Raw genomic sequence first — 26,371 nt, 5'->3', positions numbered from 1 at the left:
ATCAGGTCGATTTCTTCTATCCTGACAATTCATTTTTCATGATGTCAATGGCATGTCATCGTCAGCAACCTTGATGGATTGCGGGGTGAATGATGACCTCTGTCTGGCGGCTGGCCGTTGCCGGCCTGGCGGGAACGCTGCTGGGTGTCGGTCTGGGGCGCTTTGCCTATACCCCGCTGCTGCCGGCCCTGATCGGTGACGGCTGGGTGGATGCCGCTGGCGGCGCGCTGCTGGGTGCGGCCAACCTGACCGGCTATCTGCTGGGCGCTGTCACTGCCGCGCGGGCGGGGCGGCGGCTGGGGCCGGTGCCGGTGCTGCGTGCGGCCATGCTGCTGGTGGCGCTGTCGCTGCTTGCCTGCGCCTGGAATGGCGGTTTGCTCTGGCTGGGTGTCTGGCGGTTCGTGGCCGGTGTGGCGGGTGCCATGCTGATGATCCTGGCCGCCCCGGTCCTGATGGCACAGGTGCCGCGGGAGAAGAAGCCGCTGGTGGCGGGCATCGTCTTTTCCGGAATCGGCATGGGTGTGATGGTCACCGGCACGGCCTTGCCCTGGCTTGCCGCCTATGGGGTGGCGGTGGCCTGGGCTGGGATCGGGCTGTTCGCGCTGCTGCTGACGGGGCTGGCCTGGGGGCAGTGGCCGCCGGGTGTCCGGTCTATGGCTGCGGGCACGGGGCCGGCGGGCCGGTCCTGGCCGCTCTGGCTTTTCACCCTGGCCTATGCGACCGACGGCATGGGCTTTCTGCCCCATACCCTATTCCTGTCCGACTTCGTGGCGCGCGGCCTGGGGCAGGGGGTGGCGATGGGCGGGGCCTACTGGTTCCTGTTCGGTATCGGAGCGTTTTGCGGGCCGCTGATCGTCTCGCGGTTGGCCCGCGCTATGGGCTTTGCACCGGCCCTGGTGCTGGCGCTGGGCGTTAAGGCGCTGGCCGTGGCGTTGCCGTTGCTGTCATCGGCGCCCTTGCCGCTGGGCCTGTCGGCCATCCTGGTCGGGGTGCTGACGCCCGGTGCCGTGGCACTGGCGTCGGGTGTCGCGGGGCAACTGGCGGGGGCGGCGGGGCATACGGCGGCCTGGGGTCGGATGACCGCACTCTATGCCCTGTTTCAGGCGGCGGGCGGCTACGCCCTGACCGCCCTGTTCACCACAACAGGCAGCCATCTTCCCCTGTTCGCGGCGGGCGCCGCCCTTCTGGCCTGTGGTGCCGTGGCGGGGCTTGCCGGTCTGTCCTTGATGAAGAAGGAAGCCTTATCATGAAGCTCTACATCGCCAAGACCTCCCCCTATGCGCGCAAGGTGCTGGCGCTGATCCATGAAAAGGGGGCGTCGGTCGATGTCGTGACCCTGGACCCCTGGATCGACCCTGCCGACCTGCAGGCCGCAATCCCGTCCGGCAAGGTGCCGGCCCTGGTGACGGATGAGGGCTGGTGCCTGGGTGAAAGCTGGGCCATTGCCGATTACCTGGACGCCACCCTGCCGGGCCGCCGTCTGCTGCCTGCCGACGGTCCCGCCCGCTGGCGCGGCCTGCGCCTGTCGGCCCTGGCTCAGGGGCTGCTGGACGCAGCCTTCAGTGCGGTGATTGAGGGGCGGCGTCCCGCTGGCGAACGCTCTCCCGCCTGGGTGGCGCGGCAGAAGGCGGCCATCGCCCGCACCCTGCCGGTGCTGGAGACGGCTTTGGATGATCTGACTGCGGAAGGCTTTGGTCTTGGGGGGCTGTCGGTGGCCTGTGCGCTGGATTATCTGGATTTCCGGCATGGTGACCTGGACTGGCGCGCCGGCTGCCCCGCGCTTGCCACGTGGTTTGCCGGGGTAATCGACCGGCCCTCCTTGCGCGCGACGGACCCGCGCTGACGCGCTATGGTAGGCAATCGCGATGGAGGATTGCCCATGCGCCGCCTGCTGCCCTTGTTGTTGTTGCTCTCGCTTGCCCTGCCGTGCCGCGCCGCCGACCCGGTGATTGAGGATCTGGCCTGGCTGTCCGGCCAGTGGCTGGGCGGGGAGGGGGAGCGGCGGATGGAGGAGCATTATATGCGCCCCGCCGCCGGCATCATCGTGGGCATGAGCCGGACCGTCAGACCCGGCAAGCCGCCGCAGGTGGAGTTCATCCGCATCGGTCCCGGTGCCGACGGTAAACTGGCCTATCACGCCCACCCGCAGGGCCAGTCCCCGGCCAGCTTCACCCTGATCGAGTCTGCCCCCGGCCTTGCCGTTTTCACGAACCCAGCCCACGATTTTCCGCAGAAGATCACCTATCGCCGGGATGGCGACACCCTGTCGGCAACCATTGAGGGGCCGGGCAAGGACGGGCAGGTGAAGCGCTTTGGCTGGTCCTGGCGGCTGGCGGGCGCCGCCCCCTGAAATCTACCCCGTCCGGGCTGCTGCAAAATCGTCAAAATCGCCGCCGCCGGGGGACGGCGTCGGAAGAAAGGCGTAACATATTCAAAACAAAACAGTATGGAGGAGTGCCCATGTTCACCCTCTCTGCGTCCCGTGTATCCGCCCTGCTCCTGCTGGGCCTGCTCGTGGCACTGCCCCCGTCGGGACAGGCTGCCAATGATCCCCTGAAATCGCTGACCTGGCTGTCGGGGCAATGGGTGGGCCGTGAAGGGCCGACCCGCACTGAACAGCATTTCATGCAGCCCGGTGACGGTGTGATGCTGGGCATGCGCCGGTCCATGTCCCCCTCCCGCGGGGCCGACACGGAATTCATGCGTATTGTCGCGGAACCTGACGGCTCCGTGATCTATTACGGTCAGCCGCTGGGCAGCAATGAGATCATCGCCTACAAGCTGATCGAATCCGGGGACAATATGGCGGTGTTCGCCAATACCGACATCGCCTATCCACAGCGCATCGTCTTCAACCGCTATGGCGGCAATGTCGTGGCGGCGCTGGAAGGGCCTGACGGCAATGGCGGCGTACGCCGCTTCCGCTGGACCTGGAAGCGGGCGGGCGACGCACCCTGATGGTTCGGCGCGTGGCGGCGCTTTACCGCCACGCGCCCACCAGTTCCACCTCTTCCCCGCCCATGCCGCGCTTGAACGCCGTCACGCCCGGTGCTTCATCAGGCAGGATGCCGCCCAGGTCGAACCAGTGCCGGCCCTGGCGTTTCAGTTCCTGCACGGCGCGCCAGAGTAGCAGGTTGTGCGCCCGCGTCGCGCGGCCCGCCGCGTCGGACCAGCCAATCTGATAGGTTGCCGCCTTGCCATGGCCCAGGATCAGGATGCCTGCCACCGGCACCCCGTCCTTGACGGCGCGCAGCAGCAGGATGTCGCCATCCTTGTGCATACCGGTCCGCATGCGAATGACCAGTTTGGGTGACGGTCCGCGATAGCGTTTGGCGGCCTTGTCCTTTTGGTACTGTTCCAGAAGCCAGGGCAGCTGCGCCTTGCCGTCGCGGTCGATCTCCACGCTCAGGCCGGCGCGTTCTGCCTGGTTCAGCGCGTTGCGCCATTTCTGCGCCAGCCGCGCGCGCAGGTCCGCCTCGTCCCGCCGCAGATCGACCCATAGGGTGCGGTATCCCGGCGCCTTGTCGCGGCGGAACCCAGCCCAGCGCATCATGGCTTCGGCCTCTTCGCCTGCCCCCCATTCCGGGACGACGGCGGTCCAGTTCAGGGGGCCGCTAGGATATTCCTTGCGGATCAGCTTCATGACCATGGCGAAGACGGTGGGCTTGCGCGCTTCGGGTCGCAGCAGCGGTCCCCGGTGCAACCGCGCCACACGGATCAGCTTGAACACCCGCCGCTCGCTCATCACCACCAGACCGATGGGCCGGTCGGACAACTCGATAATGCCCAGACGCGGCCGCCAGCCTTCGACCGTCAGCATGGCCTGATTATAGCCGAACCCCTGTGTCAGGCTGCTTTGCCCGCACTCGGCCAGCAGCCGCGACCATTCCGACAGGCGGCCCACGTCCCAGACGATGCGCAAATTGGGGATGGTCTCTTGATCGGTCATCGGGGATTGCAACTGGCGGGCGGGAAGGCGAGAGTGCCCGTCTTGCCCGCCCGCTGTCGAGTGATCATGCGCCGCACCGTTTCGCCCCCCTGGTGGCACCCCGACCATTTCCAGAAAAAACGCCAGCATCTGGCCGTGCGCCAGACGGTGATGCGGACCCTGCGCCGCTGGTTTGAGGATCAGGGCTTTGATGAGGTGGAGACGCCGGCCTTGCAGGTCTCACCAGGGCTGGAGGTGCATCTGGTGGCCTTTGCGACCGATCTGATCGGCCCGCATCCGGATGACCGCCGCCGGCTCTACCTGCACACCAGCCCTGAATTCACCATGAAGAAGCTGCTGGCAGCGGGTGTGCCCCGGCTGTTTCAGCTCTCCCACGTCTACCGCAATGGCGAACGGTCGGGCACGCACCACCCGGAATTCGCCATGCTGGAATGGTATCGGGCCGGTGCCGGCTACCGCGACCTGATGGATGATTGCGTGGCCCTGGTCCGCGCGGCCTGTGTCGCGGCGGGCAAGGACAAGCTGCGTTTTCGGGGCATCGAATGCGACCCGTTTGCCGACTGGCGGGTCCTGACGGTGCAGGATGCTTTTCTACATTATGCAGGCATCGACCTGTTGGCCACCGCGCCTGACCCGCTGCGCCCCGACCGCGACCGGCTGGCGGCGGAGGTGGCGCGCATCGGCATCCGCGTGGCCGATACCGATACCTGGGAAGACTTGTTCTTCCGCGTCAGCCTGGACCGGATCGAACCGCATCTGGGCATGGATGTGCCCACCTTCCTGTCCGACTACCCCGTCTCCATGGCGGCCCTCGCCCGTCCCAAACCCGACGATCCGCGCGTGGCGGAGCGGTTTGAGCTGTATGGCTGCGGGGTGGAACTGGCCAATGCCTTCGGGGAGTTGACCGACCCGGTCCTCCAGCGCACGCGGTTCGAGGCGGACATGGCCGAAAAGGAACGGCTCTACGGCGAACGCTACCCGATTGACGAGGATTTCCTGGCGGCCTTGCCGCACATGCCCGACAGCGCCGGCATCGCCCTGGGCTTCGATCGGCTGGCCATGATCATCGCCGGTGCCGACAGTATCGATGATGTCCTGTGGGCGCCGGTGGTGGTGGCCTAACGCCCGGCAGGGCATTTGGGCGGCCAGTTCTCCGTGATGTCCGGCACCAGATCCAGCAGGAACAGCTCCCCCGACCTGTCCCCGTCCGCCTGCGCGAACAGCAGGCGCTCACCCTTGGGTGACAGGGTCGGGCCGACCTGGAACATGTCTGTCCGGCCCGGCAACCGACCCGCCTCGATCCAACCCTCGTACGAACGGCGCATCAGATAGAGGTGTGATCGGCCCTCGCGGTTGGCGACCACCACCATGCGGGACCCGTCTGCCGATATCTCCCCCTCATACTCCATTGAGGCGCTGTTGATGGGGGCCGGCAGCGCCTCCACCTGCCAGCCGCTGGGCTGTCCGGGATCGGGGCGGGCGCGATAGATGTCACCACCCCCGGCGCTGCCGTCCCGCGCCGACCCGAAATAGAGGTTCCCGGCCCCGTCCAGGCGCGGCAGCAGTTCCGATGCCGACGAATTGATGGGCGCGGGCAGGCGCTGGGCTGGCCCCCATGCGCCGTCGGCCTGTCGGTCAACAAACCAGATGTCGAAATCCTCACCTCCCGGCGCGTGGCGTGTGGAAATGAAATAAAGCCGTCTGCCATCCGGCGTTACGAACGGATCGGCATCCATGGCCGGCGACGGGGCTGCAAAGGAGACTGGCGTCGGGACTGACCAGCCATCAGCCTCGCATCGGGCCTGCAGGATGGCATAGTGGCGGAAGCCCGGATCGGCCCGCATGAAGTAGACTTCCCGCCCGTCGGCGGTGAAGCTGGCGCTGGATTCATAGTCACTGCTGGACAGGGCGGGCGGGGTCCAGCGCACAGGTCCCGGTTCCCTGCTTTGTGCCGCGACCGCCATTGCCATGGGCAGGATCAGGGCCAGGATGCGGGTGGTTGCGAACATGGGCGGACCATCATAGGGCGTGTGGGGCGGATAGGTTCAGATAACCGACACCGCTCTCCCCTCAAAACGAGCTTTCCTTGGCCCTGATGTTAAGTTGCGCTTAATATGGCGTATGGTCACCCGCCTCCCACCCCTGGATTCCCTGCGCTATTTTGAGGCCTGCGCCCGCCACGCCCATATGACGCGGGCAGCGGATGAACTGGGCGTAACGCCGGCGGCGGTCAGTTTGCGGGTGCGGCAGCTCGAACGGGACCTGGGCGCCGCACTGTTCCATCGTCGTGGCCCGCGCATCACCTTGACCGATGCCGGACAGGCGCTGGCCGGACGGCTGGGTGTGGCGTTGGCTATCATCCATGACGCCGTTGCGGCCAGCCGGTCGACCCCCGAACCGATCCGCCTTACGGCCACGCCGACATTGGCCAGCCGCTGGTTGCTGCCGCTTCTGGATGCCTATGGGCGGGAGGAAAGGGCGGTGCCCGTCACCCTGGATGTCTCTGTCGAAGTGCGGGGAGCGGCTGATTTCGATCTGGCTTTGCGCAGCGGGACGGTGGACTGGCCCGGATTGACGGCGGAGCCGCTCTTCGCGGTAGAGGGCACGCCCATGCTGGCGCCGGCCCTGGCCACCCGTCTGGCCCTGCGCGAACCGGCGGATCTGGCACGCTGCCCGGTCGTACCGGACGACCGCTGGGGCGACTGGTTGCGGCTGGCCGGTGCGCCCGAGATCCGGCTGCCGGCTTTGTCGACAACATTTCCCACGCAGGATATGGCTGCGGGGGCGGCACTGGCCGGCGCGGGTGCGGCGCTATTGTCACCCAGCCTGTTCGCGCCGTTGCTGGCACAAGGGCTATTGGTGCAGCCGTTCGGGCCAGTGTTGCGCGGGCCTGACGCCTATTTTCTGGTTTGGCGACCGGAAACGGCGTCGCCCGCGATCCGCCACCTTGCGGGCTTCATCTTGACGATGGCCCGCAAGGTGGGGGAGGGGATCAGTTCACAACGCTGACGGCGCGGCGGTTCTGGGCCCAGACATCGGCGGAGGAACCGGCCACGGCCGGGCGTTCCTTGCCGAAGGAGATGACCTGCAACCGGCTGCCATCGATGCCGGCAGCCACCAGATAGCGGCGCACGCTGTCGGCGCGCTTCTGGCCCAGGGCCAGATTGTATTCACGCGTGCCGCGCTCGTCGCAGTGACCCTCGATAGTCAGGGTGATGGCGGGATTGCTGCGCAGCCATTGCGCCTGCTGGTCCAGGGTGGCGGCCGATTCCGGCGACACCTCAAACTGATCCAGACCGAAGAACACGCGGTCACCGATCTGCGCCAGCTGTTGCTGCGGGGACAGGTTGGAATTCAGGTTCGACTGCTCGACGCCAGTGGTCGGCGTGCCCGAACCGGGGAACGGCGTGGTATAGCCGCCGCCGCTGCTGCTGGCATCCTTGTCGCGGTCGCTGACGGATGAACAGGCCGCCAGCAGCATCACGGGTGCCAGCAGCAGAAGGTTGGTGCGTTTCATCTTGTATCTCTCATTCCCAGATGTTTTCCGCCGGTCGGGAAGACCGGTGGCCCCCCATCATCCAGCCCTGCGATTGCGGCGGGACTTGGACCAAAGCCGGGCCTGTGTTTGGCATATGGCCCCCGGCGCGGCGCCGGCGCCTGAGGCAACGCGTCAAGCGTGGCCGATATCCGCCGACAGCATGGACAGGTTGATGCCCAGGCTGGCCAGGGCGCGTTCCCATTTCCGTTCCTGGTCGGTGTCAAACAGGATGCGATTGTCGGCGGGCGCATGCAGCCAGCCATTCTGCTGCATCTCCTGATCCAACTGTCCGGGGCCCCAGCCAGCATAGCCCAGCGCCAGGATGGCATTCTGCGGCCCCTGGCCCTCTGCGACCGCGCGCAGGATATCGACGGTGGCGGTCAACACCACCCCATCACTCACCTGAACGCTGCCTTCGTGGTTATAGTCGGCGCTGTGCAGCACAAATCCGCGTCCCGATTCGACCGGTCCCCCGAAATGGACCGTCAATTCACGGGCAGGCTGCGTCACCTCGATATCCAACTGGTTCAGCAGGCTGGTGAAGCTGATCCCGTCGAAGAGCTTGTTCACCACCAGCCCCATTGCCCCTTCGGCATTGTGGACACAGATATAGATCACGCTTTTCTCAAACCGCGGATCAGGCATCTGCGGCATGGCGATCAGGAACTGACCGGTCAATGAATTCAGGGGCTTCTTGGACGATGTCGGCATGGGTTGCGGCGTGGCTTTCATCCTGGAAGCCGATCATAGCAGCCCGTGCCGCCAAGGTGGGCGGTTTTTCTGGTGGTCCCTTTTGCTTGTCGCGGGGCCGGGTGTGGCCTAGAAACGGCACATAGGTTCAATCAACATCCCCTTTGTGGAGGATATCCAGATGAGCGTGAAGGTTGGCGACCGCGTCCCGTCGGTCACCCTGAAGCACCTGACCGAGTCCGGCATGCAGGAGGTCAGCACCGACGACCTGTTCAAGGGCAAGAAGGTCGTCCTGTTCTCCGTTCCCGGCGCCTTCACCCCGACCTGCTCGGCCAAGCACCTGCCGGGCTTTGTGGATAATGCCGAGGCGATCAAGGCCAAGGGCGTGGAAGACATCGTCTGCATGGCCGTGAACGACCCGTTCGTCATGCAGGCCTGGGGCAAGCAGAACAATGTCGCCGGCAAGGTCACCATGCTGCCCGATGGCAACGGCGCCCTGACCAAGGCGCTGGGTCTGGAAATGGACGGCACGGCCTATAATCTGGGCCACCGCAGCCAGCGCTTCGCCCTGGTGGCCGAAGATGGCGTTGTGACCCGTCTGGAAGTGGAAAAGCCCGGCGCCTTTGAGGTGTCGAGCGCTGAGCACATCCTGAAGGTGCTGTAATCGGGAAAGGCGGACCGCCATCCCCCCGTCCCCCGCAAAGGGCGGGCGGGGGAGAGGGCAGGCGGTCCGCCTCACCCTTTCCTTAATCCTGGCGGTGATAAGCCAGGATAAAACAGCGCAGGGCAGCGGCAAGGCCGACCCCTGCGGCGCGGCGGCGGGCCACCTGCTCCACGATGAAGGCGGTCATCACCCCTTCCGTAAGGGCGATCCCATCCAGCGCCAGCCACAGATCGGGCGGCATCCGCACGGCCCGCATCTCCCCATTGATCAGAAATGATCGCTGCCGACGCGGCATGCCGCATCTCATGCCATCCATGGCATGGGCCAGACGCAACCCGTGATCGACCGGCAGACCGGCAGGGGCAGGGGGACGAGGGATGAGGCGGGTCTTCATCGACATGAAAAGAGTAGGACAGTTTTTGCCTTTGCCCGACACTGTCTGTTCAGACAGGATGACGGGGTCGTATGGCCTCCCCCCTCTTTCATGTGATACTGGATGCCGACCCTGGACGATGCCTTAGGTGCGATTGAGGAGAGCCGCGATCTCGACGGCCTTTATGCCGCGTTCGGTGCCCTGTCGTCACAGCTTGGCTTTGCCAGCTTCTCCTACATTGATATCCGCGAATTGCGGGCGGGCGACGGACTGCCCTTCTATCAGACCAGTGTGCGGGCGGATTTCGCCCGCACGTACGAGGATGAGGGCTTCATCCTGCATGACCCGGTCTTTGCCCGTGCCGCCGCCACCAACACGCCCTTCCTGTGGACCGACCTGCCCGATTTCGCCGCCACGGCGCGGGGGACGAAGCCGCGCCGGGTGCTGGAGGCGGCCTATGATCATGGCTACACCCAGGGCTATGTGCTGCCGGTTCATGCGCTGGATGCTGCGGGGCGGCCCGCCTCCTCCCTGATCTCGATGTATTGGACGCAACAGCCAGAAGAACTGGCGGCCGGAACGCCGCGCTGGCTAAGGCTGGCGGCACTGGCCTATCACGAACGCGCCCTGGCGCTGCGCGGCGTGCGCGATGGTCTGACGCCACCGCCACCCCTGACGGGACGGGAACGTGATTGCCTGCTCTGGGCCTGCCGGGGCAAGACCATCGCGGAGACAGCGATCATCCTGAATATTTCCGACCGCACCGCAAAGTTCCATGTGGAGAACGCGATGCAGAAGCCTGGCGTCCACACCAAACCCCACGCCATCGCCATGGCGGTCCATCTTGGTCTGATCGCGCCGTAAGCAGTCTAGCCCCGCCCGGCCAGCAAACTTTCCGCCGCCGCGCGTGCTGCCTGGGTGATTTCAGCACCGGACAGCATGCGTGCCACTTCTTCCAGCCGTTCTTCGACCGACAGGGCCACGACCTCCGTCGCGGTGCGCCCGGCGCTGACCTTTTTGCGGACGTTCCAGTGATGGGCGCCGCGCGCGGCCACCTGCGGGCTGTGGGTGACGACCAGGACCTGCAGGTCATGCTGGCCCAGCCGGGCCAGACGCTCGCCGATGGCATCGGCCACGGCCCCGCCGACGCCCGTATCGACCTCGTCGAACACCAGGGTCGGCACCGTGCCCACCTGCGCCAACACCACTTTCAGGGCCAGCATGAAACGCGCCAACTCACCGCCGGATGCGATCTTGGCCAGGGGGCCTGGCGGGGTGCCGGGGTTGGTGGCGACCTGGAAGGCGATGTCGTCGATGCCCGCAGCACTCCACCCTTCCTCGCCCAACTGTTCCACCTTGGTGGCGAATCGCGCCTTCTCCAGGCGCAGGGGCTTCAGTTCCGCCGCCACCGCCTGATCCAGCTTGCCCGCTGCCTTGGCGCGCGCCGCCGACAGGGCCTTGGCGGCCTCCAGATAGGTTGCCTTGGCCGTCTCCGCCTGTGCTGCCAGTTTTGACAGAAGGTCGCCCTGATCCTCGATCAGGTTCAGCTTGGCGGCCATGGACGCGCGCAGGGTCACCAGACCGTCGACATCCGTACCGTGTTTGCGGGCGGCCGCGCGCAGGGCGAACAGGCGCTCTTCGATCTTGTCCAGATTGCCGCCATCGCTGTCCATGTCGGCGGCAAAGCCCTGGATGGCGCGCGATGCCTCGCCCACCTCGCTGGCCGCCTGATCCAGGACGGAGATGATGGGGTCCAGCTTGCCGCCGGCCTTGTCGGCGATGCGGGACAGGGTGCGCAGCGCCGATGCCAGCGCCCGTTCCGCCCCACGCTCGCCCGACAGTTCGGTCGATGCCTGGGTCAGGCTCTCGATCAGCTTCTCGCGGTGCTGCAGCACGATGCGCTGTTCGGCCAGCGCCTTTTCTTCGCCCTCCTCGGGCGACAGTTGGTCCAGCTCCTCCACCGCGTGGCGCAGGTAGTCCTCTTCGGCCCGCGCCCGGTTGGCATCGTCGGCGGCGGTCAGGCGGGCTTGTTCCACCTGCCGCCAGGCGCGCCAGCTTGCGGCCACTTTCTGGCCCTGCACCGATAGCTGGGCGTAATCGTCCAGCAGGTCGCGGTGGGTACGCGGGTCCAGAAGCCCATGGGTATCGAACTGCCCATGCACCTCGACCAGCGTTTCGCCCAACCGGCGCAGCAACGTGACGCCAACCGGCTGATCATTCACGAAGCAGCGGGAGCGCCCGTCATTGGTCAGGGTGCGGCGGATGACGAGGGTGTCCTCCACCTCAAGCTCCTGCTCCCGCAGGATGGCAAAGGCCGGGTGGTCGCCGCGCTTGCCCAGGTCGAACTCGGCGGTGACACTGGCCTGTTCGCAGCCATGGCGGACGAGGCTGCTGTCGCCCCTGGCCCCCAGCGCCAGCCCCAACGCATCCAACAGGATGGATTTGCCGGCACCGGTTTCCCCGGTCAGAACGCAAAGCCCCGACTGGAACGCCAGCGTCAGGCGTTCGATCAGGACGACGTCACGGATCGACAGGGTGACAAGCATGGCGCAGCCGGAGCGAAGGGGTCAGGGTATGGTAAAGCCGGATCAGAACAGCCAGTCGACAGCCCGCTGGAACAGCGACGGCTTCTCGCCCCGTTCGCTGCGGTTCATCAGGGCATAGGTGTCCTGGTACCAGACGGAGCCGGGGTAGTTATGGCCCAGCAGGGCGGCATTGGCCTGCGCCTCTTCCCGGATACCCAGGGCGAGGTAGCTTTCGACCAGACGATGCAGGGCTTCGGGCACATGGCTGGTGGCCTGATACTCGTCAACCACGCGGCGGAAGCGCTTGATGGCGCCCATATACTCGCCGGTAGCCAGATAGAATCGGCCAACTTCCATGTCCTTGCCGGCCAGATGATCGCGGGTCAGGTCGATCTTCAGGCGGGCATCGCGGGCATAGGGGCTGCTGGGGAAGCGGCGGACCACTTCCTGCAGGTTCTTCAGCGCCTCATACGTGGTGCCCTGGTCGCGGCGCACATCGCTGATACGCTCATAATTGCACAGCGCCTTCAGATAGAAGGCATAAGCCGCGTTGCGGTTGCCCGGATGCAGCGCGATGAAGCGATCCAGCGTCGTGATCGCATCATCATAGCGCAGGGCCTGATAGTGCGAGTAAGCCGCCATCAGCTGCGCGCGTACCGCCCACTGGCTATACGGGTGCTGGCGCTCGACCTCGTCGAACAGCAGCGCCGCCTTGGTGTAGTTGCGGTTGTCGATGGCGTTGGACGCCTCGGAGTAGATTTGCTCTACCGGTCGCTCGACATAGGGCAGCTCATCCTTCTTGCCCGAGCAGGCGGCGAGGAACATGAGGGCGACCGGCGCCAGATGGCGAAGGACACGGGCGCGGCGGTTCGGACGTTCGGTGCGGAGCATCGGCAAGGACAACCAAGCAGCAAGCATGAATGCGGGATGCCTTATAGCACGCACGGGACCGCCACCGCCAAGCGGCAAACGTCACGGGCACGCACGCAAAGGCGCTTTTCGCCGAAGATGGGGGTGAATCCTGGCGGAACCGTGGCAGGCTGGTGCCTGATGTCACCGTTCCGGGGCGGGGCGCGACGCCTGCAGCATGGAATCCGGCCTGTCTTCGGCGAGCGCCCTGTCAAAGCGGCGGCGCAGCGCCTCACCATCTGGGCCGGGGCGGAAGCAGACATGCAGGCTTTTATCCTCCAGCAGCCTTGCATTGAAGCGCAGGCCCGTGCGCAAGGGTCGCAGGTCCGGGTCGGCGGACAGAAGATGGGCCAGGACATTGGCGTCGATCACCACCATGTCCAGCCGACCCGCCGCCAGCTTGCGCAGGTTGGTGGCGTCATCGACCGCCGGTTCAATGGTCAGGGTGCCGTCGGCGGCGGCGCGGTCGAAACTGTCGGTATTCACGTAACCGCGCACGGTGCCGATGCGCCGGCCCGTCAGATCCGTCAGGCTGCGCCAGGTGACGGGGGCCGCCACGCGTTCGGCAAAACCAAGCGGGCTGCTGCCGATAGGGGCGGAGAGCAGGCATTGTGCCTCGCTGGCGGCAGTCCGGTATTCCGGGAAGTACCCGGCATGGCCTGGCGCCTTCAGGCCCGTGGCCACCGCCCGCTGCCAGGGCAGGAACGTGACTTCCGCCGAAAGGCCCGCACGTGCCAGGGTGCGTTCAACGATGGCCGTTGTCAGCCCCCGGTTCGGCAGACCCTCACCACTGAAAGGGGGCCAGTCGAGGCTGGACAGCCGGACTATGGTTGGTGCGCCATCAGGGGCAGTGTCGGCGCGGGCCATCATCACGGCTGCCACAGCCAGCAACATAGCCATGGCCAAGCCCCGCAGGGTGGCAAGAGTCAGGCTGGGAACTGGCCGTCGCATCATCGCTCGCCCTCGGAACGATGTGGATACTGCCCGATGATCCCGTGAATACCAGTGACAGTAAAATGAAAAAAGGGCGCCAGATTGTCCGGCGCCCTTCGTTTTTCAGCGATATAGCCCGATCAGGCCACGGCGGCCCGGCTGTCCCAGGTTTCCGCATCCTCGCGGCGCCAGGCCGTGGTGTCGGCGAACAGCGCGCGCAGGATGGCATTGTTCATGGCATGGCCGGGGCGCAGGCCCTGGTAATGGCCCAGGATGGGGCCGCCCGCCAGATACAGATCGCCAACAGCGTCCAGGATCTTGTGGCGGATGAACTCATCCGCATGGCGCAGACCGCCCGGATTCATCACCCGGTCGCCATCGATGACGATGGCATTGTCCAGCGAGCCGCCCAGGCCCAGGCCGGCCTTGCGCATCGCCTCCACCTCATGGGCGAAGCCGAAGGTCCGGCAATCGGCGACCTCCGCCTTGAAGGCGCCGTCCGTCAGACGCAGGAAACCTTCCTGGCGGCGGATCAGGGCTGTGTTCTCATAAACGATCTCGGCGCGGAAGCTGCTGACCGGAGCCGGTGACAGGCTGACGATCTTGTCACCATCCTGCACGCGCACTTCCTTCAACACGCGGATCAGGCGGCGCGGCTGGTCCTGCTGCTTGATCCCAGCGCATTCGATCAGGAAGACAAACGGGGCCGAGCTGCCATCCATGATGGGCAGTTCCGGTGCGTCCACCTCCACCACGGCATTGTCAATGCCAAGGCCGCGCAGGGCGGCCATCAGGTGCTCGATCGTGCCGATGGTCGTACCCTGCTCATTCTTCAGCAGGGTGCACAGACGGGTATCCGCGACAAGGTCCCAGCGAGCCGCGATCACGGCGCGGTCGGCGGGCACATCGGTACGGATGAAGCTGATGCCATGATCGACCGGGGCCGGGCGCAAGGTCATGCGGACGCGGCGGCCCGAATGCAGGCCGACACCAGCGCAGTGAATGGTCGTATTGAGCGTCTGTTGCCAGGACATGGGCTTGTCCCTTTCCGATAAATCGACAGTAACGCCCCCTGATGCGGAAATCCAGCCACCGGCTCCGAATGGCAGTCCCGACCTTGGCCGGGGGCCAATTAGGAGTGCAACGCCATCCCACCTGCGTTGCAATGCGGTATCGCTGATCGCCGCATCGTGAAAATGACAGAGTGCGCGTCCAGCTTCAAATCACTCTTTGTTACCGATTGTTACGGAGGGTGCTGGTAAGTGTCTGAAACACTTTCATAATTTTGTCTTAATTGTGGCAACAAACAAAAAGAAAGGGGCCGGTCCCCGCCGGACCGGCCCCTTGTGCACTGCGATAAGCGTTTGATTTTGAACGAAGTTCAGGGCCTCAATTCGCCTGACGACGCAGGAAAGCGGGGATGTCCAGCATCTCCTCATCACTCTGCGCCGTCTTTGCACGGGGGGCCTGCGGGGCGGCCTGGGCCACCGGCTGCGGGGCCGGTGCCGGGGCGGCTTGACGGGCCTGGGCGTTGAACTGCGGTGCCGGGGCCTGGGGCGCCGGGGCCGGCATGCGCGGGGCGGCCGGTGCCGGCTGCGGGGCGCCGCCGCCGAACAGCTTGGCGAACAGGCCACGCTTCTCCGGCTGCGGGGCGGGCGGGGTGAACCGCTCCGGTGCTGCCGGCTGGCTGCTGCGCGGAGCGCCTTCAGCCGCACGCGGCGGGATGAAGGCGTCGTCGCGGCGGGCCGGGGCTGCCGGACGCATGTCGGACGGACGCAGTTCATGGTGCGGCTGCGGCGCCGGTGCCGTGGCGGCGGCCATGGCAACAGCGGTCTGCGCTTCGGCTGCGGCGTCCTCAACCATGGCCGGGGCGGCTTCCTCCGTCATCGCCACGGCGGCGGCACCCGGCATCGGGGCCGGCTGCATCGGGGCGAAGGCGGGGGCGGCAGCGGCGACGCCGGGGATGGCGGCGGGCTGCAGGGCCGGACGGGCCGGGATCGGGTTGGCCGGGGCCGGCGGGATGCTGGCGACGGCGGCGGCCGGCGCGGCGGCCGGGGCCGGGGCGACGCGGCGGCCCGACACGACCTGCAACTGCGGCTGACCCACCGGCGGACGCTGCTGCACGGCATTGTCGATGCCGGTGGCGACGACCGACACGCGCATCTTGCCCGACATATGTTCGTCGAAGGTAGAACCGAAGATGATGTTGGCTTCGGGATCGACCTCGTCGCGGATGCGGTTGGCGGCTTCATCCACCTCGAACAGGGTCATGTCATGACCGCCCGTGATGTTGATCAGCACGCCGCGCGCACCCTTCATGCTGATATCGTCCAGCAGCGGGTTGTTGATGGCGGCCTCGGCGGCATCGATGGCGCGGCGGTCGCCCTCGGCCTCGCCGGTGCCCATCATGGCCTTGCCCATCTCGCTCATGACGGTGCGGATGTCGGCAAAGTCCAGGTTGATCAGGCCGGGCATAACCATCAGGTCGGTCACGCCGCGCACGCCGGCATGCAGAACATCGTCGGCCATCTTGAAGGCGTCGGCGAACGTCGTCTTCTCGTTGGCGATGCGGAACAGGTTTTGGTTCGGGATGATCAGCAGCGTGTCGACATACTGCGCCAGTTCGCTGATGCCGCTTTCGGCGGTGCGCATGCGGTGCGCACCTTCGAAATTGAACGGCTTGGTCACCACGCCGACGGTCAGGATGCCCTGTTCACGCGCCGCACGGGCAATGACGGGGGCCGCACCCGTACCGGTGCCACCGCCCATCCCGGCGGTGATAAAGCACATGTTGGTGCCCGACAGGTGGCCCAGGATTTCCTCAAGCTGCTCTTCCGCCGCTGCACGGCCCACATCGGGGCGCGACCCGGCACCCAGACCGCGGGTGATGGTGGAGCCAAGCTGAACCCGCTTGGAGGCCAGGTTGCCCTGCAGCGCCTGCGCGTCGGTATTGGCCACCACGAACTCGACCCCTTCCAGCGCGGAACGGATCATGTTGTTGACGGCGTTGCCACCGGCACCGCCAACACCGAACACGGTGATGCGGGGCTTGGTCTGCACTTCGACGCTGGGGATACCGAGTTTGATGCTCATCGCTGTGGGCTCCTCTGGCGGGGGAGGGAAATCGGGAAAGGCGGCGGGAACGATTGGTTCAGGCTTTGGCTGCTCGTCGGCGGGCGCGGGGCCTGTGGCATGGTCTTCGGGTCATAGATTCTCCCGCAGCCAGCCATTGACGCGGCCCCAAAGCCCGGTGGACTTTTCCGGCATGGGGGCCAGCGCCGGCATTTCGTGGTTCTGCTGCATGGCATAGGCCAGCAGACCGGCGGCAGACGCAAAGGCCGGGCCGGAAACATTGGTGGCCAGCCCGCCGATGCGCAGCGGACGGCCCAGGCGCACCTGCTTGTCCAGGACATTGGCGGCCAGTTCGCGCACACCCGACAACTGGCTGGCGCCACCCGTCAGGACGACGCGGCGACCGGCGGCCTTGGCAAAGCCCGACTGGTCCAGGCGGCCATGCACCAGCTCGAAAATCTCTTCCATACGCGGCTGGATAATGCCGACCAGAAGCGACTTCGGCACATGGTTGGTCTGGCCGCGCTCTTCCTCGCCCACCTGGGGCACGTCGATCATCTCCCGCTCGTCCGACACGGCGGACACGGCGGAACCGTACAGGGTCTTCAACCGCTCGGCCTGGGCGACGGGCGTGGTCAGGCCACGGGCGATGTCGTTGGTGACATGGCCGCCGCCCAGCGGGATGCTGTCGCACCAGACCATCTTGCCGTCATTGAAGACCGCCATACTGGTGGTGCCGCCGCCCATATCGATGACGGTAACGCCCAGCTCCATCTCATCTTCCACCAGGCACGACAGGCCGGCGGCATAGGGGCTCATGACGAAGCTTTCGACGCCCAGATGGCAGCGCCCGACACAGGTGGACAGGTTGCGCACCGGTCCGCCGGCAGCGGTCACCACATGGGTGCGCACACCCAGCCGTTCGCCCACCATGCCGCGCGGGTCGCGGATGCCCTTGACCCCGTCAATGGCATAGCCGACCGGGATGGAATGGATCAGTTCCGCGTCCGGCGACACGTCCAGCTTGCGTGCCTCGGTCAGGGCGCGGCGCACATCGCTGTCGCTGATTTCCGCGCCCGTCACCGCCGTTTCGGCGATCAGGGTCTGGCTTTCGGGCTGCCCGCCCGACAGGCTGACCAGAACCTCGCGGATCTGCTCCCCGGCCATGGTTTCGGCGGCATGTACCGTGGTGCCGATGGCGGTTTCGGCGGCTTCCATATCGACGATGCCGCCGGACCGCACGCCCCGGCTGATCTGGTGGCCGATGCCGACCACGCGGATGCTGCCCGGATCATCGACCTTGGCGATGAAGCAGACGACCTTGGACGAGCCAACGTCAAGCGCGGCGATGGTGCCACCGCGCGGACCTTTGCGGGCCTTGGTACGGGTATTGAGGGCGCCGGGAAATGCCATGATCTCGTGCCCTCAGGTCTTCTGCTTCTTTTCGGGGGGCTTGCGGCGCAGATCGGCCGCAGCGGCGGAGGTCTGGACCGACAGGCGGTCCGGGATGCGCAGGTCGATGGCGACCACATCCTTGTTCAGCACGTCATTCGTCTGCTGGATCATGGCTAGCTGATGCAGCGCTTCTGGCACATCATGTTCGGGCAGGCGGATATCGACGCCGTTCTTCAGGCGCAGGTCCCAGCGGCGACCACCGACCAGCACTGCCGCCTCGACCATCTGCGCGATGGCCGGCTGCTTGGCCAGCATATGCAGCAGGGCCGGCCCACGCTTGGGCGCATCCGGCCCCACCAGCAGCGGCAGGTTCGGCCATTTCGACAGATCACTGGCGGTCAGCACGATGCCGTCGGCATCGATCAGGCGCATCTGCCGGTCATGCTGCCACAGGGCCATCGGTTCCCGTTCAGTGATGGTGACAGCGATGGTGTCGGGCAGGCGGCGTTCCACCCGCGCCTGACGCACCCAGGGGATCTGCTCCAGTGACGCACGCGCATGGTGCGGGTCAAAGGCCAGGATGGGGGTGCCACGCTGAACGGCCAGCGCGTTCAGAAGGTCGGCCTGTGCCGCCTTCTCGCGTCCGACCACCGTCACATCCTGCACCGACAGGCCGGCCTCGACACTGGCGGTCAGGACCTTGTCGGTGGCGGCATGCACCAGCAGCTCGCCATAACCCGAGCCCCAGACCCAGCCACCCACAGCCAGCAGCGCCACCAGCGGCGCCGACCGCCGCGCGATCTTCATTGCCGGCTCGGCCCAACGGGGCAGGGCACGGCGGCGGTTGGCCTCCTGGGCCGCACGCAGCGTCGCGCGCTTCTGCGTTTCGGCAAAGCGCGCGCGGGGATTGTCAGTGGTGGGGGGGGCGGTGGGCGTTACGCGTGGCATCGGGCATGCTCCACTATCCAGGCGCACAGATCTGCGTAGCTGATGCCCAGCGATGCCGCCTGTTCGGGCAGCAGGGAGGTCGGCGTGAAGCCGGGCTGGGTATTGGTTTCCAGGAAGCACAGGCCGCTGATGCCGGCCTTGCTGTCATCCCAGCGGAAATCGGTGCGCGACACGCCCGAACAGCCCAGAACCTGATGCGCCAGCAGCGCCAGACGCTTTGCTTCCTCGGCCACATCCGCCGGAATCTGGGCCGGGCAGACATGCACCGAACCACCATCGGCGTACTTCGCCTCATAATCATAAAAGGCGGTGCGCGGCACGATTTCCGTCACGGCCAGGGCGCGGTCGCCCATGACACCGACGGTCAGCTCACGACCCGGAATGAACTTCTCCACCAGCACGCGGCGGCCATAGACCCAGCTATCTTCTTCCAGCACCGTGAAATTGTCGCTCTCGCGCACGATGCGCACACCGACGCTGGAACCCTCGTCCACGGGCTTCACGACATAGGGCGGGGGCAGGACATGGCCGGCCAGGACCTGTTCCTTGGTGGCGATCACGCCATCGGCCACCGGCATGCCCACGGTCGCCAGGATGCGCTTGGTCAGGGCCTTGTCCATGGCGACGGCGGATGCCATCACGCCAGAATGGGTATAGGGCACGCCCAGATATTCCAGAACGCCCTGGATCAACCCATCCTCGCCGCCCTTGCCATGCAGGGCGTTGAAAATCACGTCGGGATGCGGGGTGAGGGCGGCGACCAGACCGGCCAGATCACGCTGCACATCAATGGCCGTGACCTTGTAGCCCTTGCTCTCCAGGGCCTCGGCGATGCGGGACCCGCTGACCAGGGACACTTCCCGCTCCGCAGACCATCCGCCCAACAGGACGGCGACATGCTTCGAACGGTTCTCGGTGCCCATCACAACAGTTCCCCCTTTGGCTGACGCGTGGTGACGCGTCGCCATTCCTGCCGGCCTGTCCGGCAAATTCTGCGCTATCGCAAGATGTTGTGTGAGGCAGCCCCAGCCTTCCCACAAGATTCGGTGTAAGCGACGGATTACGGGGCTGCAAGCGCCAAAATGAAGCGCTTTTAAAAAAGCGACTCGGGGTGCTGCGACCTGTTGCAGCGGAGACTCACATTTGTCGGCCAGGGTGACATTCATGACTCACCCCCGTTCGAACGGGGTAGTCCGATCCGACGTATTTCCCAGCGCAAATCCACGCCGCTATTCGCCTTCACACGCGCCCGGACCTCTTCACCCAGCGATTCGATATCATGGGCGGTCGCGTCACCCAGATTCAGCAGGAAGTTGCAATGCTTCTCGCTGATCTGCGCGCCGCCGATGGTCAGACCCCGGCATCCGGCAGCATCGATCAACTGCCAGGCCTTATGCCCGTCCGGGTTGGCGAAGGTGGATCCGCCGGTGCGGGCGCGCACGGGCTGGCTGTCGGCGCGGGCCTGCTGGATGGCGTCGATGCGCGCCTGAATGGCGGCGGGATCATCAGGCCGGCCCTGAAACACGGCGCCGGTGAAGATCACATCATCCGGCACGCCGCAATGGCGGTAGGTCAGGTGCAGGTCTTCCCGCGTGTAGCTGTGCTTAACGCCCTGCCGGTCGATGCCGGTCGCGGACAGGATGACATCCACCGTTTCGGCGCCATAGGCACCGCCATTCATGCGGACCGCCCCGCCGATGGTGCCGGGGATGCCCGACAGGAACTCCAACCCTGCCAGCCCCGCCGCCTGTGCCGTCAGCGCGACATTAAGGTCCAGGGCGCCGGCACCGGCATTGATCCGGTCCCCCTCCACCGAAACCTCCGCGAACGGCCCGCCAAGCCGGATCACGACACCGGGCACGCCCCCGTCCCGGACCAGCAGATTGCTGGCCACGCCGATCACGGTGACGGACACATCGGCCGGGCAATGGGCCAGGAAGTAGGAAAGATCATCCTCGTCCGCCGGGCGGAACAGCGCCTCGGCCTGGCCACCCACACGGAACCAGGTGCTGGGGCCCAGCGGCGCATCCGGGGTCAGCCGTCCCCGGATCTCGGGGGCGGCCTCTCGCAACCGGCCGGTCAGCGCCTGTCCATCCAGCACCTGCACCATGTCAGTCGCCCCCCTTATTCAGGGTGGCCAGCTTGTCCAATTCGCCGGGCAGGCTGTTTGCCCATTGCGTGATGGTGCCGGCACCCAGGCAGACGACCATGTCCCCCGGCTTGGCCATCTCGGCGATCAGGCTGGGCAGGGCCGCTGGGCTGGACAGCGCCGTGACATTGCGGTGGCCGCGCACGCGCAGACCTTCCACCAGATCATCCTTGGCCGCCCCTTCGATTGGCTGTTCGCCTGCCGCATAGACATCGGCCACAACCACCGCGTCGGCATCGTTGAAGCAGGTGCAGAATTCCGCGAACAGGCTTTGCAGGCGGGTGTAGCGGTGGGGCTGTACGACCGCAATGGTCCGGCCCGTGCCGGCCATGCGGGCGGCCTTCAACACCGCGGCAATCTCAACGGGATGGTGGCCGTAATCATCGATGATGACGACGCCGTTGCTCTCACCTGTCTTGGTGAAACGGCGCTTCACGCCCGTGAACTTGGCATAGGACGTGCGGATGCTGTCGTCGCTGATGCCCAGGCTGATGGCGACCGCAATGGCGGCCAGGCTGTTCTGGACATTGTGCAGGCCATACATGGGCAGGTGGATGCCAGTAATGGTCCGCGCTTCCGACGCCGCCCGGTCGGACAGTTCGACGTCATAGTAACAGCCGGACGTATTCGTCTCGATATTCACCGCGCGCACATCGGCCTGCGGGCTGAACCCATAGGTCACGACGCGGCGGTCCACCCGGCCCAGCATGGCCTGGACCTCGGGATGGTCGATGCACAGCGCGGCAAAGCCATAGAAGGGAATATTCTCGACAAACCGGTCGAAGGCCTTCCGCTCCTCCTCAAACGTCCCGTAATGGTCCAGGTGTTCGGGGTCCATATTGGTGACGATACCGATGGTGGAGGGCAGCTTGGTGAAGGTGCCATCGCTTTCATCGGCCTCCACCACCATCCAGTCGCCGCTGCCCAGCTTGGCATTGGTGCCCAGGGAATTGATGATGCCGCCATTGATGATGGTCGGGTCCATGGCCCCGCCTTCCAGCAGGGCTGCGACCATGCTGGTGGTGGTGGTCTTGCCATGCGTGCCGGCCACCGCGATGGACCATTTCAGGCGCATCAGTTCGGCCAGCATCTCGGCCCGGCGCACCACGGGGATCATGCCGGCGCGTGCGGCCACGACCTCGGGATTGTCCTTCTTCACGGCAGAAGAGATGACCAGAACGGCGGCATCGCCCAGGTTCTCGCCCCGGTGCCCGATCTCCACCTTGATGCCCAGCTTGCGCAGACGCTGGACATTGTAGTTATCGGCCATGTCGCTGCCCTGCACGGCATAGCCCAGATTGTGCAGCACCTCGGCAATACCGGACATGCCGATACCGCCAATGCCGACGAAATGCAGGGTTCCGATATTCAGCGGCAAGGCCCGCATGGGTCAAACTCCAAGGCGACGGGTGATGGTGGAATAATCATGGTGCAGGCGCGGGGCGATTTTTTGTTCCATCTGTGAAACAAACCCGCCCTTCAAAGGGCTCTGCGGCTGCGGCAGGGTGAAGCGCCGGCGCGTCAACCCGTTCAGCAGCAGCGGAAAGGCACGCTCCAGCTCGGCCAGCGTGGGTTCGGCGGTGGTATCGATCATGCGCATGCGGCATCCCCCTTCACCACGCGTTCAACGGCATCGGCCAGCCGGTCGGCGGCGTCCGGAATGGCCCAGCCGGCGGCGGCCTTGGCCGCAGCAACCAGGCGGCCCGGATCGGCCAGGAAGGCCGCCAATTGTTCCGATACCGAAACAGGTGTGAATTCCTGCTGCGGCAGCAGCCAGGCACCACCGGCCCCGACCAGCGACTGCGCATTGGCCGTCTGATGGTCATCCATGGCGTACTGGTACGGAACCAGCAGGGACGGGCGGCCAACCACCGACAATTCCGCGACCGTTCCGGCACCGGAACGGGCGATCATCATGTGGCAACCCGCCAGCTTGGCCGGCATGTCCTTAAAGAAGGTGGCGAGTTCCGCTTCCACGCCCATCTGGGCATAGGCGCTGCGGGCCGCCTCGATATTCTCCGCGCGCGCCTGCTGCACGATCTTCAGGCGGTAGCGCACATCCTCGGGCAGCATTTCCACGGCACGCGGCAGCACCTCGCCAAAGATCGCCGCACCCTGGCTGCCACCCGTGACCAGCAGGTTCAGCGAACCGCCGGCATAAGGGGCCGGGTAGGGTGCATCGCGCAGCGCAAGGATGTCGGGGCGGACGGGGTTGCCCGTGCGGATGATACGCTTGCCGTCCACCGCCGGCAGACCCGCAACGCTGGGGAAGCTGGTGCAGATCATCCGTGCCTTGGCGGCCAGCAACCGGTTGGCCCGGCCCAACACGGCATTCTGCTCATGCAGCAAGGTGGGGATGCCCGCCGACTGCGCGGCAAACACGGTGGGCAGGGACGGGTAGCCACCGAACCCCACCACCAGCGCCGGCTGCAACTGCCGCAGCAGGGAGCGTGCCTGCGCCGTGCCCACCACCAGTTCTACCACCATGCGCAGTTTGCCCATGATGCCGGGGGCGGATGTGGCGGCGCGGATGCGTTCCACGCGCACATCGGGCAGGCTGTCGCCAAAGGCCTTGCCGCGCTTGTCGGTCACCAGAATGACCGAATGCCCGCGCGCGATCAGCGTGCGGGCAAGGGCCTCTGCCGGGAACATGTGGCCGCCGGTTCCCCCAGCGGCCAGGATGATGGGGCGCGATGCGGTCATAGCGCCTCTCCCGGTCCGAACCGCTTGCGGGTCAGGGCCAGAACCATGCCCATGCCGATGCCTAAGGCGATCAGCGATGACCCGCCATAGGAAATGAAGGGCAGGGTCATGCCCTTGGTCGGCATCAGATGCAGGGCAGAACCCATATTGATCAGGGCCTGCAGGCCGAACTGCATGGTCAGGCCGCTGGCCGCCAGCATCACAAACAGGCTTTGATCATTGGAGGCGCGGGCAAAGCTGCGCAGGACGACGAAGCCGAACAGGCAGATGATGATCATGCAGGTGATCATCCCCATCTCTTCGCCCGCGACAGAGAAGATAAAGTCGGCATGGCTGTCGGGGATCGACATCTTGACGGTGCCCTGGCCGGGTCCGGTGCCCCAGACGCCGCCCTTCTCGAACGCTTCCAGGGAGCGTGCAACCTGATAATTGTCGCCGGCGGCGGGGTCCAGGAACCGGTCGATACGGCTTTGCACATGTGGGAACAGGAAGTACGCACTGACCAGACCGCCGATGCCCATCACCACGCAGGACGCCACGAAGACGATGGGCAGGCCCGCCAGGAAGAACTGGCCGAAGAAGATGCAGGTGATGACGAAGGTCTGGCCCAGGTCGGGCTGGCTCATCAGCAGGACCACGATCAGGCCATAAAGCCCCACCACCACCGGGATACCGGGCACATTCTCCTGCGTGCGGTGCAGGGCGAACAGCCACGCGGCAACAACCGCAAAGGCGGGCTTCAGGAATTCCGACGGCTGGACGGAGATACCCGGAAGCTGCAACCAGCGCGTGGCGCCCTTGATCTCCATCCCGATGAACAGGGTCAGGAACACGCCGAACGTGGCGGCCAGGAACAGTATGACCGCCAGCCGCCGCACCCCGCGCGGCGACAGCAACGATACGCCGAACATCAGGCCCAGCGAGGGGATCAGGACCAGCAGGTGCTTTTCGATGAAGTGGAAGCTGTCGGTGCCGATGCGGGTCGCCACGGCGGGGCTGGCCGCCTGGACCAGGACCACGCCGATGGTGGCGATCAGGATCACCGCCGCCATGGTCCAGCGGTCAACGGTCCACCACCAGCGGCCCAGGATCGAATGATCGGTACGGGAGAATGAAACCATGATCAGACGATCCCCCCATTGGACAAGGCCCGGACGCGGGCCGCAAAATCATCGCCGCGCACTTCAAAGTTCGGATACTGGTCAAAGCTGGCGCAGGCAGGCGACAGCAGTACGACCGGCGCCTCCCGCCCCTCTTCCTTGGCCTTGGCAAAGGCAGCACTAACGGCGACCTCCATGGTGCCGCAGCGCGTATGCGCCACACCGCGCGCCGACAGCCAGTCCGCAAACGCGTCCGTGGCATCGCCGATCAGGAAGGCATGCGCCACCGCCGGCATGAAACTGTCCAACCCGTCCAGGCCTGTATCCTTGGCCTTGCCGCCCAGGATCCAGTAGATGGGCTGATAGCAAGCCAGCGCCTTGGCCGCCGCATCGGCGTTGGTTGCCTTGCTGTCATTGATGAAACGCACGCCATCAATGCTGCCCACCAGGCTCTGGCGGTGGGCCAGACCGGGGAAGGTGCGCAACCCATCCAGGATGTCGGCATGGCTGATCCCGACCGCGCGCGCCAGGGCATAGGCGGCGGCGGCATTCTGCCAATTATGCCGGCCCGGCAATGCCGGCAGGGTGCGCAGGTCGGTGACGGGGTGATGATGACCGCCCCGGTCATCGACCAGAACCCCGTTCTCAACGCCAATGCCACCGCTGACGGGGCCTTCAGCGCTGATGCGGATCACCTTGCCAGGGAATTCGGCGTCCAGTTCCTGGGCCATCTTGGCGCAGTGCGGATCATCCACGCCGATGACGGCGACCTGACCGCCCGTGGCCATCCCCTTCTGGAAGATCAGCTTTTTGGCGGCGATATAGCCATCCATGCCGCCATGGCGGTCCAGATGGTCGGGCGTGATGTTCAGCAGGACCGCCGCGTCAAAGCCCAGAGAGGGCGTGATTTCCAACTGATAGCTGGACATTTCCAGCACATAGACCCCGTCGGCACCCAACGCCTCGAACGACAGGGCCGGGATGCCCAGATTGCCGCCCACCTGTGTGGCGCGGCCCGTGCCGGCAATGATATGGGCGACCAGCGAGGTGGTGGTGGATTTGCCATTGGTGCCGGTGATGCCAACATAAGTGGCGTTGGGCTGTGCCTGCCGCAGCAGCTCAATATCGCTGATGATCGGCACGCCCGCTGCCTTGGCCTTGGCGGCGATCGGGTTGGGCGTGGGATAGGTGTGGGGGATGCCGGGCGACAGGACCAGGGCGTCGATGCCGGCAAAATCCGTATCGTGCAGGTTGGTCAGGTCGATCCCGGCCTCGGCCGCCGCCTTCTGCCCGCCGGCCCCATCGTCCCAAGCCAGAAGCGTGGCCCCAGCCGCCTTCAGGGCGCGGGCCGCCGTCAGGCCTGACCGGGCCAGACCCATCACCGCGATCCTGCGACCTTTCAGATGGCCAAGATCAATCATTC

General features: G+C 65.9%; 27 protein-coding genes. 8 read left to right on the top strand and 19 right to left on the bottom strand.

The window, feature by feature from the left end; translation table 11 throughout:
* The first annotated feature begins 89 nt into the window (after window positions 1–89).
* The 4 genes from C0V82_RS07630 to C0V82_RS07615 all read left to right on the top strand — a co-directional run bounded on the left by C0V82_RS07630 (window position 90) and on the right by C0V82_RS07615 (window position 2,958).
* Window positions 90–1,250, top strand: a complete 1,161-nt coding sequence (locus C0V82_RS07630) for a YbfB/YjiJ family MFS transporter (RefSeq protein WP_102111819.1) — start codon at window positions 90–92, stop codon at window positions 1,248–1,250.
* Window positions 1,247–1,843, top strand: a complete 597-nt coding sequence (locus tag C0V82_RS07625; RefSeq protein WP_102111818.1) for a glutathione S-transferase family protein — start codon at window positions 1,247–1,249, stop codon at window positions 1,841–1,843. The genes C0V82_RS07630 and C0V82_RS07625 overlap by 4 nt, the downstream gene beginning before the upstream one ends.
* Before the next feature lie 36 nt (window positions 1,844–1,879).
* Entirely contained in the window at window positions 1,880–2,350 is a 471-nt protein-coding gene (locus C0V82_RS07620) for a DUF6265 family protein (protein ID WP_102111817.1), read from the top strand.
* Window positions 2,351–2,460: 110 nt separating this feature from the next.
* Window positions 2,461–2,958 (top strand): DUF6265 family protein, encoded by a 498-nt coding sequence (locus tag C0V82_RS07615; RefSeq protein ID WP_102111816.1) that lies wholly within the window; start codon window positions 2,461–2,463, stop codon window positions 2,956–2,958.
* A 22-nt stretch (window positions 2,959–2,980) separates the two neighbouring features.
* Here the strand turns inward: C0V82_RS07615 and C0V82_RS07610 are convergent, their stop codons facing one another.
* Window positions 2,981–3,949, bottom strand: a complete 969-nt coding sequence (locus tag C0V82_RS07610; RefSeq protein WP_102111815.1) for a lipid II:glycine glycyltransferase FemX — start codon at window positions 3,947–3,949, stop codon at window positions 2,981–2,983.
* A 66-nt stretch (window positions 3,950–4,015) separates the two neighbouring features.
* Between C0V82_RS07610 and epmA the strand changes: the two genes are divergently transcribed.
* Entirely contained in the window at window positions 4,016–5,071 is a 1,056-nt protein-coding gene (epmA, locus tag C0V82_RS07605) for an EF-P lysine aminoacylase EpmA (protein WP_102113307.1), read from the top strand.
* Here epmA and C0V82_RS07600 read toward each other — a convergent pair.
* Window positions 5,068–5,958 carry a TolB family protein gene (locus C0V82_RS07600; RefSeq protein ID WP_102111814.1) on the bottom strand — a complete coding sequence of 297 codons (891 nt, stop codon included), beginning with the start codon at window positions 5,956–5,958 and terminating at the stop codon, window positions 5,068–5,070. The two genes, epmA and C0V82_RS07600, sit on opposite strands and share 4 nt — an antisense overlap.
* A gap of 112 nt (window positions 5,959–6,070) precedes the next feature.
* Between C0V82_RS07600 and C0V82_RS07595 the strand changes: the two genes are divergently transcribed.
* The gene (locus C0V82_RS07595; protein WP_102111813.1) at window positions 6,071–6,958 is read left to right on the top strand and encodes a LysR substrate-binding domain-containing protein; all 888 of its coding nucleotides are present in this window, start codon (window positions 6,071–6,073) and stop codon (window positions 6,956–6,958) included.
* On the opposite strand, the gene pal is transcribed toward C0V82_RS07595, so the two are convergent.
* Both pal and C0V82_RS07585 read right to left on the bottom strand, forming a co-directional pair.
* Entirely contained in the window at window positions 6,942–7,466 is a 525-nt protein-coding gene (pal, locus tag C0V82_RS07590) for a peptidoglycan-associated lipoprotein Pal (RefSeq protein WP_102111812.1), read from the bottom strand. The two genes, C0V82_RS07595 and pal, sit on opposite strands and share 17 nt — an antisense overlap.
* Window positions 7,467–7,619: 153 nt before the next feature.
* Window positions 7,620–8,198, bottom strand: a complete 579-nt coding sequence (locus tag C0V82_RS07585; protein ID WP_102111811.1) for a YqgE/AlgH family protein — start codon at window positions 8,196–8,198, stop codon at window positions 7,620–7,622.
* A gap of 160 nt (window positions 8,199–8,358) precedes the next feature.
* On the opposite strand from C0V82_RS07585, the gene C0V82_RS07580 reads away from it, so the two are divergent.
* A complete protein-coding gene (locus C0V82_RS07580; protein WP_102111810.1) occupies window positions 8,359–8,841 on the top strand; it encodes a peroxiredoxin in 483 nt (160 codons plus the stop codon).
* Between the two features lie 82 nt (window positions 8,842–8,923).
* On the opposite strand, the gene C0V82_RS07575 is transcribed toward C0V82_RS07580, so the two are convergent.
* Window positions 8,924–9,241: a ribbon-helix-helix domain-containing protein gene (locus tag C0V82_RS07575; RefSeq protein ID WP_102111809.1), complete on the bottom strand. Its 318-nt coding sequence runs from the start codon at window positions 9,239–9,241 to the stop codon at window positions 8,924–8,926.
* Between the two features lie 96 nt (window positions 9,242–9,337).
* On the opposite strand from C0V82_RS07575, the gene C0V82_RS07570 reads away from it, so the two are divergent.
* A complete protein-coding gene (locus C0V82_RS07570) occupies window positions 9,338–10,078 on the top strand; it encodes a helix-turn-helix transcriptional regulator (RefSeq protein WP_102111808.1) in 741 nt (246 codons plus the stop codon).
* A 5-nt stretch (window positions 10,079–10,083) separates the two neighbouring features.
* Here the strand turns inward: C0V82_RS07570 and recN are convergent, their stop codons facing one another.
* The 14 genes from recN to murD form a co-directional block, all read right to left on the bottom strand.
* The gene (gene recN / locus C0V82_RS07565; protein WP_102111807.1) at window positions 10,084–11,760 is read right to left on the bottom strand and encodes a DNA repair protein RecN; all 1,677 of its coding nucleotides are present in this window, start codon (window positions 11,758–11,760) and stop codon (window positions 10,084–10,086) included.
* A gap of 42 nt (window positions 11,761–11,802) precedes the next feature.
* Window positions 11,803–12,564: an outer membrane protein assembly factor BamD gene (locus tag C0V82_RS07560; RefSeq protein ID WP_102113306.1), complete on the bottom strand. Its 762-nt coding sequence runs from the start codon at window positions 12,562–12,564 to the stop codon at window positions 11,803–11,805.
* 228 nt (window positions 12,565–12,792) lie between these two features.
* A complete protein-coding gene (locus tag C0V82_RS07555) occupies window positions 12,793–13,548 on the bottom strand; it encodes a substrate-binding periplasmic protein (RefSeq protein ID WP_158659795.1) in 756 nt (251 codons plus the stop codon).
* Window positions 13,549–13,721: 173 nt separating this feature from the next.
* Window positions 13,722–14,615 carry a UDP-3-O-acyl-N-acetylglucosamine deacetylase gene (gene lpxC, locus C0V82_RS07550; protein ID WP_102111805.1) on the bottom strand — a complete coding sequence of 298 codons (894 nt, stop codon included), beginning with the start codon at window positions 14,613–14,615 and terminating at the stop codon, window positions 13,722–13,724.
* 355 nt (window positions 14,616–14,970) lie between these two features.
* Window positions 14,971–16,674: a cell division protein FtsZ gene (gene ftsZ / locus C0V82_RS07545; RefSeq protein WP_102111804.1), complete on the bottom strand. Its 1,704-nt coding sequence runs from the start codon at window positions 16,672–16,674 to the stop codon at window positions 14,971–14,973.
* 111 nt (window positions 16,675–16,785) lie between these two features.
* Window positions 16,786–18,066, bottom strand: coding sequence for a cell division protein FtsA (gene ftsA, locus C0V82_RS07540; protein ID WP_102111803.1), 1,281 nt, complete (start codon window positions 18,064–18,066; stop codon window positions 16,786–16,788).
* Window positions 18,067–18,078: 12 nt separating this feature from the next.
* Window positions 18,079–18,996 carry a cell division protein FtsQ/DivIB gene (locus tag C0V82_RS07535; protein WP_102111802.1) on the bottom strand — a complete coding sequence of 306 codons (918 nt, stop codon included), beginning with the start codon at window positions 18,994–18,996 and terminating at the stop codon, window positions 18,079–18,081.
* Window positions 18,984–19,919, bottom strand: coding sequence for a D-alanine--D-alanine ligase (locus C0V82_RS07530; protein ID WP_102111801.1), 936 nt, complete (start codon window positions 19,917–19,919; stop codon window positions 18,984–18,986). The genes C0V82_RS07535 and C0V82_RS07530 overlap by 13 nt, the downstream gene beginning before the upstream one ends.
* 239 nt (window positions 19,920–20,158) lie before the next feature.
* A complete protein-coding gene (gene murB / locus C0V82_RS07525; protein WP_102111800.1) occupies window positions 20,159–21,106 on the bottom strand; it encodes a UDP-N-acetylmuramate dehydrogenase in 948 nt (315 codons plus the stop codon).
* 1 nt (window position 21,107) lies between these two features.
* Window positions 21,108–22,532, bottom strand: a complete 1,425-nt coding sequence (gene murC / locus C0V82_RS07520) for a UDP-N-acetylmuramate--L-alanine ligase (protein ID WP_102111799.1) — start codon at window positions 22,530–22,532, stop codon at window positions 21,108–21,110.
* Between the two features lie 3 nt (window positions 22,533–22,535).
* Window positions 22,536–22,745, bottom strand: coding sequence for a hypothetical protein (locus C0V82_RS07515; protein WP_102111798.1), 210 nt, complete (start codon window positions 22,743–22,745; stop codon window positions 22,536–22,538).
* Window positions 22,736–23,848 carry an undecaprenyldiphospho-muramoylpentapeptide beta-N-acetylglucosaminyltransferase gene (gene murG / locus C0V82_RS07510; RefSeq protein WP_102111797.1) on the bottom strand — a complete coding sequence of 371 codons (1,113 nt, stop codon included), beginning with the start codon at window positions 23,846–23,848 and terminating at the stop codon, window positions 22,736–22,738. The genes C0V82_RS07515 and murG overlap by 10 nt, the downstream gene beginning before the upstream one ends.
* The gene (gene ftsW, locus C0V82_RS07505; RefSeq protein WP_188595063.1) at window positions 23,845–24,969 is read right to left on the bottom strand and encodes a putative lipid II flippase FtsW; all 1,125 of its coding nucleotides are present in this window, start codon (window positions 24,967–24,969) and stop codon (window positions 23,845–23,847) included. Before ftsW ends, murG begins: the two co-directional genes overlap by 4 nt.
* A gap of 2 nt (window positions 24,970–24,971) precedes the next feature.
* Window positions 24,972–26,369, bottom strand: coding sequence for a UDP-N-acetylmuramoyl-L-alanine--D-glutamate ligase (murD, locus tag C0V82_RS07500; RefSeq protein WP_102111795.1), 1,398 nt, complete (start codon window positions 26,367–26,369; stop codon window positions 24,972–24,974).
* Window positions 26,370–26,371: the final 2 nt, after the last annotated feature.

Origin of the sequence: Niveispirillum cyanobacteriorum (genome assembly GCF_002868735.1) — a bacterium.
GTDB classification, from domain to species: domain Bacteria; phylum Pseudomonadota; class Alphaproteobacteria; order Azospirillales; family Azospirillaceae; genus Niveispirillum; species Niveispirillum cyanobacteriorum.
The sequence above is the reverse complement of the archived record's forward strand: the minus strand, read 5'-3'. Positions and strand labels throughout refer to the sequence as shown.